The organism is Arthrobacter sp. GmRoot5-12 (assembly GCF_059739365.1).
Window position 1 is genome coordinate 247,977 of the sequence record NZ_AP046056.1, and the last position, 13,666, is coordinate 261,642.

At 66.2% G+C, this 13,666-nt stretch carries 17 protein-coding genes; 4 read left to right on the forward strand and 13 right to left on the reverse strand.

The annotated features are described in order from the left end of the window. Nucleotides 1-50 precede the first annotated feature (50 nt). On the forward strand, nucleotides 51-1,157 hold the full coding sequence (locus AC6JAM_RS01100) for an Rv2578c family radical SAM protein (protein WP_018771569.1): 1,107 nt from the start codon (nucleotides 51-53) through the stop codon (nucleotides 1,155-1,157). Here AC6JAM_RS01100 and AC6JAM_RS01105 read toward each other — a convergent pair. Further along, a complete protein-coding gene (locus AC6JAM_RS01105) occupies nucleotides 1,154-1,600 on the reverse strand; it encodes a (deoxy)nucleoside triphosphate pyrophosphohydrolase (protein ID WP_056390889.1) in 447 nt (148 codons plus the stop codon). The two genes, AC6JAM_RS01100 and AC6JAM_RS01105, sit on opposite strands and share 4 nt — an antisense overlap. Nucleotides 1,601-1,774: 174 nt before the next feature. Between AC6JAM_RS01105 and AC6JAM_RS01110 the strand changes: the two genes are divergently transcribed. Further along, the gene (locus tag AC6JAM_RS01110) at nucleotides 1,775-2,983 is read left to right on the forward strand and encodes an MFS transporter (protein WP_056390891.1); all 1,209 of its coding nucleotides are present in this window, start codon (nucleotides 1,775-1,777) and stop codon (nucleotides 2,981-2,983) included. A gap of 148 nt (nucleotides 2,984-3,131) precedes the next feature. Next, entirely contained in the window at nucleotides 3,132-3,407 is a 276-nt protein-coding gene (locus tag AC6JAM_RS01115) for a GlsB/YeaQ/YmgE family stress response membrane protein (RefSeq protein WP_018771572.1), read from the forward strand. A 102-nt stretch (nucleotides 3,408-3,509) separates the two neighbouring features. Here the strand turns inward: AC6JAM_RS01115 and AC6JAM_RS01120 are convergent, their stop codons facing one another. The 4 genes from AC6JAM_RS01120 to infC all read right to left on the reverse strand — a co-directional run bounded on the left by AC6JAM_RS01120 (nucleotide 3,510) and on the right by infC (nucleotide 6,396). Beyond that, entirely contained in the window at nucleotides 3,510-4,436 is a 927-nt protein-coding gene (locus tag AC6JAM_RS01120) for a TrmH family RNA methyltransferase (protein WP_223994666.1), read from the reverse strand. Between the two features lie 72 nt (nucleotides 4,437-4,508). Next, nucleotides 4,509-4,898 carry a 50S ribosomal protein L20 gene (gene rplT / locus AC6JAM_RS01125; protein ID WP_018771574.1) on the reverse strand — a complete coding sequence of 130 codons (390 nt, stop codon included), beginning with the start codon at nucleotides 4,896-4,898 and terminating at the stop codon, nucleotides 4,509-4,511. 118 nt (nucleotides 4,899-5,016) lie between these two features. Then, nucleotides 5,017-5,211: a 50S ribosomal protein L35 gene (gene rpmI, locus AC6JAM_RS01130; RefSeq protein ID WP_018771575.1), complete on the reverse strand. Its 195-nt coding sequence runs from the start codon at nucleotides 5,209-5,211 to the stop codon at nucleotides 5,017-5,019. Between the two features lie 117 nt (nucleotides 5,212-5,328). After that, complete coding sequence (infC, locus tag AC6JAM_RS01135; protein ID WP_263422494.1) at nucleotides 5,329-6,396, reverse strand: translation initiation factor IF-3; 1,068 nt, start codon at nucleotides 6,394-6,396, stop codon at nucleotides 5,329-5,331. Nucleotides 6,397-6,797: 401 nt separating this feature from the next. On the opposite strand from infC, the gene AC6JAM_RS01140 reads away from it, so the two are divergent. Continuing rightward, nucleotides 6,798-7,184, forward strand: a complete 387-nt coding sequence (locus tag AC6JAM_RS01140) for a DUF1844 domain-containing protein (protein ID WP_018771577.1) — start codon at nucleotides 6,798-6,800, stop codon at nucleotides 7,182-7,184. Between the two features lie 135 nt (nucleotides 7,185-7,319). Here the strand turns inward: AC6JAM_RS01140 and AC6JAM_RS01145 are convergent, their stop codons facing one another. The 8 genes from AC6JAM_RS01145 to AC6JAM_RS01180 all read right to left on the reverse strand — a co-directional run bounded on the left by AC6JAM_RS01145 (nucleotide 7,320) and on the right by AC6JAM_RS01180 (nucleotide 13,653). Beyond that, complete coding sequence (locus tag AC6JAM_RS01145) at nucleotides 7,320-8,615, reverse strand: MFS transporter (RefSeq protein WP_144600335.1); 1,296 nt, start codon at nucleotides 8,613-8,615, stop codon at nucleotides 7,320-7,322. A gap of 57 nt (nucleotides 8,616-8,672) precedes the next feature. Beyond that, nucleotides 8,673-9,557 carry an SseB family protein gene (locus AC6JAM_RS01150; protein ID WP_223994664.1) on the reverse strand — a complete coding sequence of 295 codons (885 nt, stop codon included), beginning with the start codon at nucleotides 9,555-9,557 and terminating at the stop codon, nucleotides 8,673-8,675. A 19-nt stretch (nucleotides 9,558-9,576) separates the two neighbouring features. Beyond that, nucleotides 9,577-10,323, reverse strand: a complete 747-nt coding sequence (priA, locus tag AC6JAM_RS01155; protein WP_018771580.1) for a bifunctional 1-(5-phosphoribosyl)-5-((5-phosphoribosylamino)methylideneamino)imidazole-4-carboxamide isomerase/phosphoribosylanthranilate isomerase PriA — start codon at nucleotides 10,321-10,323, stop codon at nucleotides 9,577-9,579. A gap of 96 nt (nucleotides 10,324-10,419) precedes the next feature. Further along, a complete protein-coding gene (locus AC6JAM_RS01160) occupies nucleotides 10,420-10,578 on the reverse strand; it encodes a CG2302 family histidine operon protein (RefSeq protein WP_166673152.1) in 159 nt (52 codons plus the stop codon). Beyond that, nucleotides 10,579-11,340, reverse strand: coding sequence for an imidazole glycerol phosphate synthase subunit HisH (gene hisH / locus AC6JAM_RS01165; RefSeq protein WP_223994662.1), 762 nt, complete (start codon nucleotides 11,338-11,340; stop codon nucleotides 10,579-10,581). Then, the gene (hisB, locus tag AC6JAM_RS01170) at nucleotides 11,337-11,963 is read right to left on the reverse strand and encodes an imidazoleglycerol-phosphate dehydratase HisB (protein WP_018771583.1); all 627 of its coding nucleotides are present in this window, start codon (nucleotides 11,961-11,963) and stop codon (nucleotides 11,337-11,339) included. Before hisB ends, hisH begins: the two co-directional genes overlap by 4 nt. Before the next feature lie 61 nt (nucleotides 11,964-12,024). Beyond that, nucleotides 12,025-13,143 (reverse strand): histidinol-phosphate transaminase, encoded by a 1,119-nt coding sequence (locus AC6JAM_RS01175; RefSeq protein WP_026266116.1) that lies wholly within the window; start codon nucleotides 13,141-13,143, stop codon nucleotides 12,025-12,027. A gap of 108 nt (nucleotides 13,144-13,251) precedes the next feature. Further along, nucleotides 13,252-13,653, reverse strand: a complete 402-nt coding sequence (locus AC6JAM_RS01180; protein WP_081620253.1) for a LysM peptidoglycan-binding domain-containing protein — start codon at nucleotides 13,651-13,653, stop codon at nucleotides 13,252-13,254. Nucleotides 13,654-13,666 lie beyond the last annotated feature (13 nt).

Here is a 13,666-nt window from a genome sequence, read left to right on the forward strand (position 1 = left end):
TCAGCGCGCGGCGCCTTGACTTCCATTCGAACATGTTTTCGAATGGAGCCATGAGATGGGAAGCGCAGGCACTGGTACCCGATACGCCTGACACCGCGGGTGCCGCTGCTCCGGCGCTGCTTCCGCTGGCAGGACTGGTGCGTTCCGTCACCACGCCCGAGTTCGCCGGTATCACGTTCCACGAGGTCACCGCCAAATCGGTGCTCAACAGGGTCCCGGCAGGGTCAAAGATGCCTTTCGAATGGACCGTCAATCCCTACCGCGGCTGCAGCCATGCCTGTGTCTACTGCTTCGCCCGCAAGTCCCACACCTACCTGGATTTCGACGCCGGGATGGACTTTGACAGCCAGGTGGTGGTGAAGGTGAATGCCGCGGAGGTCCTCCGCAAGGAACTGAACAAGGCATCCTGGACACGCCAGCAGGTGGCGCTGGGTACCAATACAGACCCCTACCAGCGGGCCGAGGGCCGGTACCGGCTCATGCCCGGCATCATTGCCGCCTTGGCGGAATCCGGCACTCCCCTGTCCATCCTCACCAAGGGAACGCTGTTGGCACGGGACATCCCGTTGCTCAAAAGGGCTGCCACGCAGGTGCCCGTGGGGCTGGGCATTTCCCTGGCCATGACGGACGAGGCCCTCTCGGAGGCCATCGAACCCGGTACCCCAGGACCCAGGGCCCGGCTGAAACTCGTCTCCCGCTTACGTGAGGCCGGACTGCCATGCGGCGTCATGGCCATGCCCATCCTGCCGTGGTTATCGGACAGCGACGAAGCACTTGATTCCCTCTTCGCTTCCCTGGCCACTGCCGGGGCCACCGGCGTTACGGCCGGCGCCCTCTACCTGAAACCTGGCACCCGGGAGTGGTTCATGCAGTGGATTGCCAAACACCACCCCGAATTGGCCGGCCGCTACCGGCGCCTGTACGGGACGGGTTCCTACGCCTCCAAGGAGTACCGCACCTGGCTGGCCGGCAGGGTCCGCTATTTCAAGGCACGCCATGGGTTTTCGCATTCGTCCGGCTTCAGCCACCGGGACCTGGACGATCCCCGTGCCGAGGAAGCGCAGTACCCGGCAGGAAGCATTCCGGCCGGCACGAATGCCGGGCCCCCGGGCGTCCCTTCTTCGTCCCGGCCTTCGCAGCAGGACGCGCTTTTCTAGCGGCTCCGGCCCAGCGACGATCCCACGGATTCCAGCAGCGCATGGACAATCGGATAGTCGGCGGGGATCCACGGCAAGGTGAGGACAGCTTCCCGGTCCCGCAGGTCCACCCAGCGCAGTTCGTCATGGTCTTCAAGGGGCAATGGTTCGCCGTGGGTCACCTCAGCGAACCACACCCTCATACTGGCCCGGTCATTGAGGGGCCAGCCAGCCGGTGTTTCCGCATGAAGTTCCAGTCCCAGGCGCACGCCGATTCCCAGTTCCTCAGCCAGCTCCCTCACCAGCGCCGTTTCGGGTTCCTCCCCGGGCTCCACCTTGCCGCCGGGGAACTCCCACAGCCCCGCCAGGTGCTCCGGCGCGCTTCGCCGTGCCACCAACAGGGCCGCCGGATTCGCCAGCCGGTCCACCACAGCTCCGCCCACAACCTGAATCAGTCCAGTCACCGGGTCATTCTATGGGCCACAATGGAGTGTCCGGGAACAGCATTCCCGCCTTAGGAACAGTTCCTGCCGGGAATACGTCCTGCCCAGCCGGGGTTTGCCACACTGTCCGGACCGTCCTGCCCCACTGCCGTGGCATCCGTCCCTTGCGAGTCCCACGTTTCAAGAAGCAGGAATATGAGCAGCGTTCTTTCCCCGTCCACGGCAACCCGCAGCACGACCCCCAACATCGGCATGGCGATTTTCGCCCTGGCCATGGGCGGCGTAGGCATCGGCGTCACCGAGTTCACCATGATGGGCCTGCTCAAGGAAGTGGAGCAGGGCCTGGCAATTACCACTCCGCAGGCCGGCAACCTGATCTCCGCCTATGCGCTGGGGGTAGTGGTAGGCGCTCCGCTGCTGGCCGCCGTCGGCGCCAGGCTCCCCCGCAAGAAACTGGCGCTGGGGCTGCTGCTGTTCTTTACCGTGGCCAACCTGGCGTCATTCGTTGCCCCCGACTATGGCTGGATGCTGGTGTCCCGCTTTGCCGCCGGCCTGCCGCACGGAGCGTTCTTCGGCGTTGCAGCCGTCATCGCGGCTTCCCTCGTTCCGCCCACACGGCGCGGTTGGGCCATCTCCATGGTCATGGCCGGGCTCAGCGTCTCCAACGTCGTGGGAGTACCGTTCGCCACCTGGCTGGGACAGACCTTCGGCTGGCGCCTGCTGTTTGTCCTGGTCGGTGCCATCGGCCTGCTGGCACTGGCCATGGTGTGGAAATTCGTCCCCTTCCAGCACGCCCACCCCGACGCGAGCATCCGGCGCGAGCTCGGGGCCCTCAAACGGCTCCAGGTATGGCTGGCACTCCTGGTGGGCATCGTGGGTTTCGGCGGCTTCTTCGCCACCTATACCTACATCGCCCACACCATGACCTCCGTGGCCGGCATCCCCTCCACCCTGATCCCCCTTGTGGTGGCGCTCTACGGTCTTGGCATGGTGGCCGGGAACGTCGTCGGCGGCAGGCTCGCTGACAAATCCGTCATGGGCACCCTGTACCGGGTCCTCCCTGCCATCGCCGTGGCTCTGGTGGTCTATGCGGTGGCGGCGCACTGGCAGTGGAGCGCCATGGTCATGGTGTTTGTGGTGGGAGCTTCCGGTTCCATGCTCATCCCCGCTCTGCAGACCCGGCTGCTGGACGCCTCGCCGGATGCCCCATCGCTGGCATCCTCCCTCAACCATGCCGCGCTGAACGTCGCCAACGCGCTGGGAGCCTTCCTCGGCGGCCTTGTCATCGCCCTCGGGTGGGGCTTTGTTGCCCCGGCGCTGGTCGGCGCCGTCCTCGCCGTCCTTGGTTTCGGCGTCGCGCTCCTCAGCGGCCTGCTCGAACGCAAGAGGCCGCTGGCTGCCTGAGGTTATGCGCACGGAGCCCCGAAAACGGGGGCCCGCGCTGTCCTAACGATGCAGCAACGCCGTCACCCGAGCTACTGACTTTGCAGGGGGCTTATGTTAGCTTGAGCCTCATCGGGACTATTAATCCCGGTCACAATAAGGAGGAGACATGGGTTTTCTTGCTTGGATTATTTTGGGCCTCATAGTCGGGGCCATCGTTAAGGCCGTTATGCCCGGACGGGTCGGCGGCGGCTGGGTCACCAGCCTCATCCTCGGTGTTGTCGGTGCCATTGTTGGCGGCTGGATTGGCAGCCTCCTGTTCAACAAGGGCGATCTTGCCTTCTTCGACCTCGGCACCTGGATTCTCGCTATCGTCGGCGGCCTGCTTGTCGCCGGCATCTACGGAGCAGTCACCGGACGCGGAAAAGCAACCCGCGCACCCTGATCACTCTGTCTACCAACACCCCATCGGCCCCGGACTTCCGGGGCCTTTCTTTTTTTAGAAGGTCCCTGGCCTTTCCCCGAAGTTCCCGGCCGTGGCGCGTCCCTATCCGGCCTGTTCCTGCCCCACTGCAGCTGCCGCACGGCGCTGGGAGCGGGCGCTGGCGTAGAGGCATACCGTGGCCGCCGTCCCAAGGTTGAGGCTCTCGGCGGCGCCGTAGACAGGAACGGCCACCCGGTGGTCGGCCAGTTCCAGCTCCTCCGCGGAGAGTCCCTGCGCCTCGTTCCCAAAGAACCAGGCCGTGGGACCGGCGAGGTCGTACACAGACTCCGGCCCTGTTCCGGTGAGCCGGCGCCGGGCGTTCTCGTCCTGCAGGACATCAAGGTCCAGCTGCCCGTAGCCGTCGGCGGCAAGGATGCCGATGCCGCGGGCCTTGCAGGCTGCAGCGAGTTCCGCGGGATCGGCGGCCAGCACCACCGGAAGGTGGAACAGCGAACCTGCGGTGGACCGGACGGCCTTGGGGTTGTAGATGTCCACGCTGGACGTCGTGAACACCACGGCGTCGGCACCGGCGGAATCGGCCGCACGCAGGACCGTTCCCGCGTTCCCCGGGTCCCGCACCTGGCACAGCACGGCAATCAGGCGGGGCCCGGCGTCGAGCACGTCCGCCAGAGCCACGTCCACAAACCTGCAGACCGCCACTATCCCCTGCGGGTTGACGGTGTCCGCCATGGCTGCCAGGACCTCATCCGTGGCCAGCCGTGCGCTGGTGCCCTCGGAGAGCTCTTCAAATTCCGGAAAACGGTCAAGGCAGCTTTCGCTGGCGAAGACCTCGCTCACTACTCCGGGACCTCCCGCCGCAAGGCGCTGCTGGTGGAGCTTGAGTGCTTCACGGACGGCCTGCGGGCCCTCGGCCAGGAACTGCCCGCGCTTTAAACGGGCCGGGCGCCCTGCAAGCTTTGCCACATCCCTGACCCGATCAGCTCGGGGGTTGGAAAGTGGAAGGTCTTGCGGGCGCCCGGTTTCGTTCATACAGAAAACTGTAGTAGCTGCTGCCACCAGTTCCTGAACGGGCCCCTCAGGCGAGGGGCGGAAGCTGCTTGCCTAGGCTGCGGCTGCCTTCTTGGCGGAGGTGTCTGCCGGAAGGGAGTCCTTGGCCACCTGGACCAGCGCGGCGAAGGCGTTGGCGTCAGAGACGGCAAGCTCGGCCAGCATACGGCGGTCAACCTCGACCTCGGCGGCCTTCAGGCCCTGGATGAGGCGGTTGTAGGTGAGGCCGTTGGCGCGGGACGCAGCGTTGATGCGCTGGATCCACAGGCGGCGGAAGTCACCCTTCTTCTTCTTGCGGTCGCCGTAGCTGTACACAAACGAGTGCAGCAGCTGCTCCTTGGCCTTGCGGTACAGGCGCGAACGCTGTCCGCGGTAACCCTTTGCGCGTTCAAGAACAACCCGGCGCTTCTTGTGGGCGTTGACCGCCCTCTTCACACGTGCCACGTGCGTACTCCTTCGAAAATCTGATCCCAAGCATCTACTGCCGGTGAACCGGCGGCCTGAGAATGCTGTTTGGCAGGTGACGGACCGCCAGGCGGCGGCCCCTCATAGAACTTGGAAATTAGATGCCGAGCATCTTCCGGATGACCTTGGCGTCGCCCTTGAAGACGATCCGGTCGCCGGCAAGGCGGCGGGTCAGGCGGGAGGACTTGTGCTCCAGGTAGTGGCGGCGGTTGGCCTGCTGGCGGCGCAGCTTGCCGCTGCCGGTCAGCTTGAAGCGCTTCTTAGCACCACTGTGGGTCTTCATCTTCGGCATGGGAACCGATCTCCTTACGTTTCTGCAGGCCCGGGGGCCGCAGTTCTATCGCGCAGCCACCCCTGCGGGCAGCATGCTGGTTGCTGACTGCCGGAGGCGTACCCCGGCAGCTGTGAACTAGTTGGTCTTCTTGCCGGCCGGCTTCGGCGCTGCCTTGGGGGCAGGGCGCGCAGCAGGCTTCGGCGCAGCAGGCCTGGCCACCGGCTTGGGTGGTGCAGGCACAGCGGCCGGTTTCGGTGCCGCCGGCGCGGCGGCTTCCGGCTTGGCGGCAGCTGCAGGCCTGGGAGCCGGAGCGGCCTTCGGCGCAGCAGCCTTGGGGGCTTCATGCTTCGGAGCTTCCTGCTTCGGCGCAGCAGCCTTGGGGGCTTCATGCTTCGGAGCTTCCTGCTTCGGCGCAGCAGCCTTGGGGGCTTCATGCTTCGGAGCTTCCTGCTTCGGCGCAGCAGCCTTGGGGGCTTCCTGCTTCGGAGCTTCCTGCTCAGGTACCTCAACAGCGGGTGCCTCAACAGCGGGCGCCTCGGCGGGGGCGTTGTCCTCGGCTACAGCCTCCGGCTCCGTGGAGACGGTGAAACCTTCGGGCAGCAGGTCCGCCAGTGACTGCGTCAAGGGGGCCTGGTCCTCGCCGGACGTGTCAACGCGTCCGGAAGCCTTGGCTTCGTTCTGGGCCTTGGCCTCGGCCCGCTGCGTGGCGCGCCGTGCCTCAGCCTTGGCTTCAGCCTTGTTCTTCAGCGGCCCAACCACCATGACCATGTTGCGGCCGTCAATGCGGGGGCTGGACTCCACCACGCCAACTTCGGCGACGTCGTCCGCGAAGCGCTGGAGCAGGCGGATGCCCATCTCCGGACGCTGCTGCTCACGGCCACGGAACTGGATCATGGCCTTGACCTTGTCCCCGGCACCGAGGAAGCGCAGGGCGTGGCCGCGCTTGGTCTCGTAGTCGTGGGTGTCGATCTTCAACCGGAAACGGATTTCCTTCAGAACAGTGTTCGTCTGGTTCTTCCGGGCCTCACGTGCCTTGACCGCGGCCTCGTACTTGTACTTGCCGAAGTCCATCAGCTTGCACACCGGAGGCTTCGCCTGAGGTGCAACTTCAACGAGATCAAGGTCGGACTCGGCAGCCAGTCGCAGGGCATCCTCAATACGGACGATTCCTACCTGTTCACCTGCAGGGCCGACCAGCCGCACCTCGGGGACGCGGATACGCTCATTGATTCTTGGCTCGCTAATGTTAAAGCTCCTGTGTTTGTTGTTGAGTCCGGCAAATAGAGAAGGCCCCCAATTGCCGGAGCAATCGAAGGCCTCAGATAGGTTGGCTCGGCAACCCCGTCAGGGCTGCACGCACACAGTCCCGGCGTGTGCCGGTCCATGCCCAACCAGATACCCGGCAACCTTACGTCCCCTGCAGGTTCCAAAGGAACGCCTGGGACAGCGGCTGACGCGGGTGGGAGAGAACTCCGCTTGCAAACTGGAAGCCATTCTACAGAAAAAATTCCCGTCAACGCCGCAAAAGCGCTGTTGGGAACCTGATCGTTTGGGACAATCTCTGAAATAACGACATCCAGTCGGTCTGTGTCAAGCTTACCAGTATGAGCACCTCAGACAGTAATTCGTACGTCTTCGAGCCCGGTGACGCAGGCGCAGACGTTTCACAACAGATCCGGGACATCTCGGAAGTCCCCGCCATCGAGGTCATCACCACGGCCGCCGTGCACCTCATGAGCGCAGCCGCGGTAAAGCTTGGCCTGGCCGCAGAAGACAACGCGGCCGAGCTGAAGGACCTGGACGAGGCCCGGAAGCTGATCACCGCCCTGGCCGGCCTGGTGACGGCAGCTGCCCCCGAAATCGGCTCGCAGCACGCCGGACCGTTGCGCGATGGGCTGCGGTCCCTCCAGCTGGCGTTCCGTGAAGAGTCGCTGATTCCGGATGCACCGGGCAAGGGCCCGGGCGAAAAGTACACCGGCGCAGTGAACTAAGGAAGAACCCACCCAAGCAGCGTCCGACGGCGGGACGGCCTTTCAAGGTCGTCCCGCCGTCGTCGTTTCCAGGCAAAGCACCCGGGGCTTGACCGGCCACTCCGTACCTGCCGTTCAGCGCGGCGGACGGAAATATCAGGCGGCGGCTTTTCGGCGGCGCTGCTGGAGGGCCAGGCCCACCAGGCACAGCACGACGCCGGCGGCGCCAACCGAAACAAAACCCCCGGACGGTCCCATGAGGTCGATGAAAATGCCGGCCAGCGGCGAGCCGAGGGCAACACCGGCGGTCAGGGCTGAGCCGTACCAGCCCATCGCCTCCCCGCGCCGTTCCTCCGACACCAGGTCCGCGACCTTTTCGGAGGCTGCGGAGAGGACGGGAGCGCAGAGCATGCCGGGCAGGATGGAAACCAGTGCCAGCGTCCAGGTGTCGTGGGCGAAGGCCATGGGCAGCGTCAGCGCCGCCATTCCCAGCAGCAGGATGACAGGCGGGATGGGCCGGTGCATGGCGCCGTAGATGAGTCCGCCCACCACCGAGGCGGCGCACCAGAAGACGAACACGATGCCGATCTCGCTCTGGCGGCCTCCGGTTTCCAGCGCCGCAACGATGCCAACGTCGGTGCCGCTCAGGACCATGCCGGCGCCGGCGGCAACGGCAAAGAGTGCCGCGACCGTTGCGGTGAACCACGCGAAGCCGCCCGCCAGCCTTCCGCGCAGTCCCTCTGCCGCACGGCCGGCCGTCCCGGCCGGTGACAGTTCCGCGGCGGCTTCCTGGACGTGGGCCGGAGCGGTGGCGACCACGGCGGCTTCCGCGGCATGTTGCTCATCCCCGGCGCATTCGGCGGTTTGCGCCGGGCTGCGGGTGGGCGGGTTGAACCACATGAGGGACAGCCCTGCCAGGGACGTGGCCACGCCCACCACGGTCAACCCGGCAACGGTGAATCCACTGGTGGCCACCACGGCGCCGGCGGCCGGCCCGATCATGAATACCATTTCGGTGGTGATGGCGTCCAGGGCGAACGCGGTGCGGCGCTGGTCGCCCTCCGCCAGGACGCCCAGGGACTGCCGGACCACGCTGAAAATTGGCAGCGTGAGCAGGCCGCCCACGAAGACCAGTGGGAGGAGCCACTGGTAGGACACGTGCGGCACCACAGACCAGATCAGCGTCTCCGAGATCACGGACGGGATGAGTGCGGTCCGCAACCCCACGGTGTCAACGCGCCTGCCGCGCCACGGGGCGCCCAGGGCAATACCGATGGTCATGACTGCTGCGGCGGCGCCGGCCGCGGCATAGCCCTGGCCAAGGGTGAGGACGATGTGCAGGGTCAGGAGCACCCCGGCCGCTGAGTGCGGGATGCGGGCGATCATGCCAACCAGCAGCAGCCGCCGGATTGGCCGGACGGCGAGCAACTCCCGGTAGAGAGCGAAATTCACGAAACGGTCCTTCAGGGTATGCCGCAGCACTGGCGGGGATCACCCATCCGGCTGCGTCTAGTCGGGAGCGCGCCTCAGTTTGATTTCCAAGGAGTCGACGCGCTCCCCAAACAATACATTCCGCGACCACTCCGCCTGGAGGTTGGCCACCAGTTTCTGGACACCGGCGGCGTCCAGGCCGTCCTCAAGGTACAGCACCACCTGAAGTTCCGGCCCGGCACCGCCGCCAGGGACTACTGCGCCATCGGCAGCACTGGAAGCCACTCCCCTGCCCGGCATAAGCCCAATGCTGCGGATGGCGGCGAACCCGGAGGCTGCGCGCGCCATTTCATCGGCCAGCTGGGGGTCGTTGTAGGAGGGGGTCCAGTCGTGCTGCTTTGCCAGTGCCCAGACCCCCGGACGGCGCACCACGAACGTCACGTCGGCGCCCGGGTCCAGGACCAGGAGCTCGGCGCCTTCGGCGACTGCCGAGAGGGCAGCCCGCGCGGCGTACACGGCGACGGGCCGGGCCTCTGGATGCCAGGCGGCCAGCGCGGCGGCCGAGGTGAAGGCGGGGAGGGCAGTCCTGCCGTCGGCCGCCTTCAGCGTTACCAGCGCCATGTCCGCCTGCTTGTCAGCGTGCAGTCCGTGGGCTGTTTCCGACTCTTCAGCCAGCTGCGCCACAATCGGAATGAAGACCCGGGCCGTTGCCAGGGCGGCCACGACGCCCGCTTCATCGCCTGCCCCTTGCCGGAGCGCGTCCAGGGCGGCGAGGTAACCGGCGTCGGCCGTTCCGTCGTCGTCCTCGAAGTTGTGGATCCTGCCGTCGTCACCGGCCAGGCTGCGTCCTGCCCATGGCTGGCCCGCCGAATCCGTGGCGCCACCAGCGCCGGACAGGGCTGCCGCGATATGTCCGGGCAGCTGGCGTGCTGGCTGCCGCCCTGGCTCCTCGACGTTAGGCATGGGGTCGATGTCCGCCGGGTCAGCGCCGGCCGGCGACGTCGAGGGCTTCGGGCAGCGTGAAGGCTCCGGCGTACAGGGCCTTGCCCACAATCGCGCCTTCCACGCCCAGCGGGACCAGGGACCGGAGGACCTTCAGGTCGTCCAGGCTGGAGATGCCGCCGGAAGCCACAACCGGCTTGCCGGTCTTTTCCACCATCTGGCGGAGGAGTTCGACGTTGGGGCCCTGCAGAGTGCCGTCCTTGGTCACGTCGGTCACGACGTAGCGGGAGCAGCCGGCCTCTTCGAGACGGCCAAGGACCTCCCACAGGTCCCCGCCTTCCTTGGTCCAGCCGCGGCCGGCGAGGGTTGTTCCGCGGACGTCGAGGCCCACGGCGATTTTGTCGCCAAAGCGTTCGATGGCCCGGCGGGTCCACTCCGGGTTCTCCAGTGCAGCCGTTCCCAGGTTGACCCGGGCCACGCCCAGGTCAAGGGCGGCTTCCAGTGTTTCGTCGTCGCGGAGGCCACCGGAGAGCTCCACCTTGATGTCCAGCCGACCCACGACTTCCCGGAGCAGGTCTGCGTTGGAGCCGCGGCCGAAGGCGGCGTCCAGGTCCACCAGGTGCACCCATTCGGCGCCTTGCTGCTGCCAGTTCAGCGCAGCTTCAAGGGGGGTGCCGTAGCTGGTTTCACTGCCCGCCTCGCCCTGGACCAGCCGGACGGCCTGGCCGTTTACGACGTCGACGGCTGGCAGCAGTTCAAGTACCGGCAGGTCATGTGCGGTGGTCATACTCATCCTCGGTGTCGATTTCGGTGCGGAAAGCAGGGCGCTGGGTCCGCGATGCTGTTGGGGTGAAGTTGGCGGCCCTCGCGCTGTGGGCTGTGGTCAGTTTGCCGGCAGGGTCAGCAGGTAGGCCGCCACCAGTGACATGGCGGCCAGGACGTAGAACGCCACCTGTGTCCAGAGTGGCTTGCGCTGCTGCCGGAATGAGATGCCGCCACCGATGAGGATGCCGGCGAGGCCCATCAGGAGTACCGACCACATCTAGGCGTCACTGCCGGCGTCCGCCGGTGCTGCAGCGGATTGACCGCCGGCCGGTTTCCGCAGGCCTTCCACCCAGTTGCGCAGGAGCCGCGCACCGGCGTCGCCGGACTTTTCGGGGTGGAACTGGGTGGCGCAGAGGGGGCCGTTCTCGACGGCGGCGATGAAGGGGCCGCCGTGTTCGGACCAGGTGACCAGGGGCGGCGCCATCCGTGGCTGGATGACGTCGAAGTTCCATTCCTGCACGCCGTATGAGTGCACGAAGTAGAAGCGTTCGTTTTCGACCCCGGCAAAGAGTTTGGAGCCTTCCGGCACCTTGACCGTGTTCCAGCCCATGTGCGGAACCACCTCCGCGGGGAGGGCCTCTACCTTGCCGGGCCATTCGCCAATGCCTTCGGCTTCGGTGCCGTGTTCCACTCCGGCTTCAAAAAGGACCTGGAGGCCCACGCAGATTCCAAGCACGGGGCGTCCGCCTGCCACCCGCCTGCCGATCAACCTGATGCCGTCCACGGCCTTGAGTTCGCGCATGACGGTCTCGAACGCACCTACGCCCGGAACCACCAGGCCGTCCGCGTTCAGTACATCCTCGGGCTTGGCGCTCAGGATTACTTCCGCGCCGGCACGTTCCAGTGCCCGGACTGCGGACCTGACGTTCCCGGAACCGTAATCGAGCACGGTGACCGTGGGTTTGCCCTCAGGTGAAGGCAGCTTGCCTGATGCTGACGGGTCGATGATCGCGCCGTCTTTGAGGACCTGGCCGCTCACAGCGCCCCCTTGGTGGAGGGGATGCCTTCAACCCGGGGATCGGGTTCGACGGCGGCGCGGAGGGCGCGGGCGAAGGCTTTGAACTGTGCCTCGACGATGTGGTGCGGGTCCCGTCCGGCCAGCACGTTCATGTGCAGGCAGATGCCGGCGTGCAGTGTGATGGCTTCGAAGACGTGGCGGGTCAGGGAACCGGTGAAGTGGCCGCCGATCAGATGGTACTCCTGCCCGGCCGGCTCGCCCCCGTGCACCAGGTACGGGCGTCCGGACACGTCCACCACAGCGTTCGCAAGCGCTTCGTCCAGCGGAACGGTGGCCTCACCGAACCGGCGGATCCCCGCCTTGTTCCCGAGGGCGGTCCGCAGGACCTCGCCGAAGGTGATGGCCACGTCCTCAACAGTGTGGTGGACGTCGATGTGGGTGTCACCCGTGGCCTTGACCGTCATGTCGATCAGGGAGTGCTTGCACAGGGCCGTGAGCATGTGGTCGTAGAACGGCACGGAGGTATCGATGTCCGATACGCCGGTTCCATCGAGGTTGATCTCCACGAGCACGGAGGACTCGCTGGTGGCACGCTCCATGCGGGCGGTCCGGGCCGCAGCCGTATTCGATCCGGTGGGACTCATGGTGAAGGATCCTTTGTGGGAGAAGAAGTAGTTCAAGGCGCCCAGCGCCGCAGTATCAAGTCTAGGCGGGAAGCGCGGCCTGGCCCGCAAGGATGCGTTCCAGGGAGGTAAGGAAGGCTGTGGTTTCCGCCTCAGTGCCTGCGGTGACCCGAAGGTGGCCGGGGATGCCCACGTCGCGGATGAGCACTCCGGCGTCCAGCAGCTCCTGCCATACCTGGTGCGGATTTTCCAGGCCCCCGAAGAACACGTAGTTGGAGTCCGAGGCGGCAGGCTTGAGGCCCATCCTGGTCAGTTCGGCCACAATGCGGTCCCGCTGCGCCTTGATGTCCTGGACATCGGCCATCAGTGCCTCGCGGTGTTGGAGCGCGGCCAGTGCGGTTGCCTGGGTAATCGCGGACAGGTGGTACGGAAGGCGCACCAGCCGCAGGGCATCGGTGACCTCCGGGGCCGCGGCCATGTAGCCGAGGCGGGCGCCGGCGAGCGCGAAGGCCTTGCTCATGGTGCGGGAAACTATCAGCCGCTCCCGGCCGGGCAGCAGGGTCAGGGCGCTGGGCGTGCCGTCATGCGCGAACTCGTGGTAGGCCTCGTCGACGATCACCACGGTCTGGCTGTCCTCGCCGGCGTCATAGACAGCCTCCACAACGTCAAGCCCCAGGCCGGTCCCCGTGGGGTTGTTGGGCGAGCAGAGGAAGACGATGTTGGGCCGCAGCTCCTCGACCTGCCGGGCGGCGGATTCGGCGCTCAGGTCGTAGCCTTCCGAGCGCACTCCCGTGATGTATTGGGTGTCGGTTCCGCTGGCGAGCAGAGGGTACATGGAGTACGTGGGTGGAAAGCCCAGGGCGGTGCGGCCGGGGCCGCCGAAGGCCTGGAGGATCTGCTGCAGGACCTCGTTGGAGCCGTTGGCTGCCCAGAGGTTTGATTCGTCGAGCCCGTGCCCCAGGTATTCCGCGAGAGCTTTCCGCAGGTCGGTGAATTCCCTGTCCGGGTACCGGTTGAGGCCTGCAGCTGCTTCCGTGACCGCCGCGCTGATGGCGGCGCGCACGTCCGCCGGAACACCATGGGTGTTCTCATTGACGTTCAGCAAAATGGGAACGTCCAGTTGGGGTGCCCCGTAGGGGGTCAGCCCGCGAAGATTGCTGCGGAGGGGAAGTCGGTTCAGACGCTCTAGCTGGTCGTTCACCTGAACAGTTTAGTTGCCGCGGCAACTACCGGAAAATGTGACGGATTCTGTTCGCCACCGGCGTTGCTGTCCCGGTCATCTTTCTCAAAGGCCAACCCCAGGTGCCGCTCAGTGCGTGGGGACGAACAGCTGCTGCCCCGGCAGCACAGCGGCGGCCGGAAGGTTGTTGAGCTGGACGATGTCCGCCACCACGTCCCGGGCATCGCGGTCCGGAGCAACAGCGCCTGCGATGCTCCACAACGACTGGCCCGCCTGCACCGTCACGGTGACCGTCGGCGTCACGGCCAAATCCGCAGCTGAATCGGATGCCTTGGCCGGTGCGTTGAAAAGTCCGGACAGGGACAGCAGGAGTACCGCGAGGAGCACAAGCGGAACTCCGATCAGGACGATCCGCCCCCGGCGGGTCAGCCGCAGGGGCGCTGCTGACGGCGTCCGGCGCTGCGAGGGCTTCCGGGTCTGCAGGGAAACGCGGTGCGTAGGTGAAACCTGGTGAAGAGATAAAGCTGACATGAACTAAGCCCTC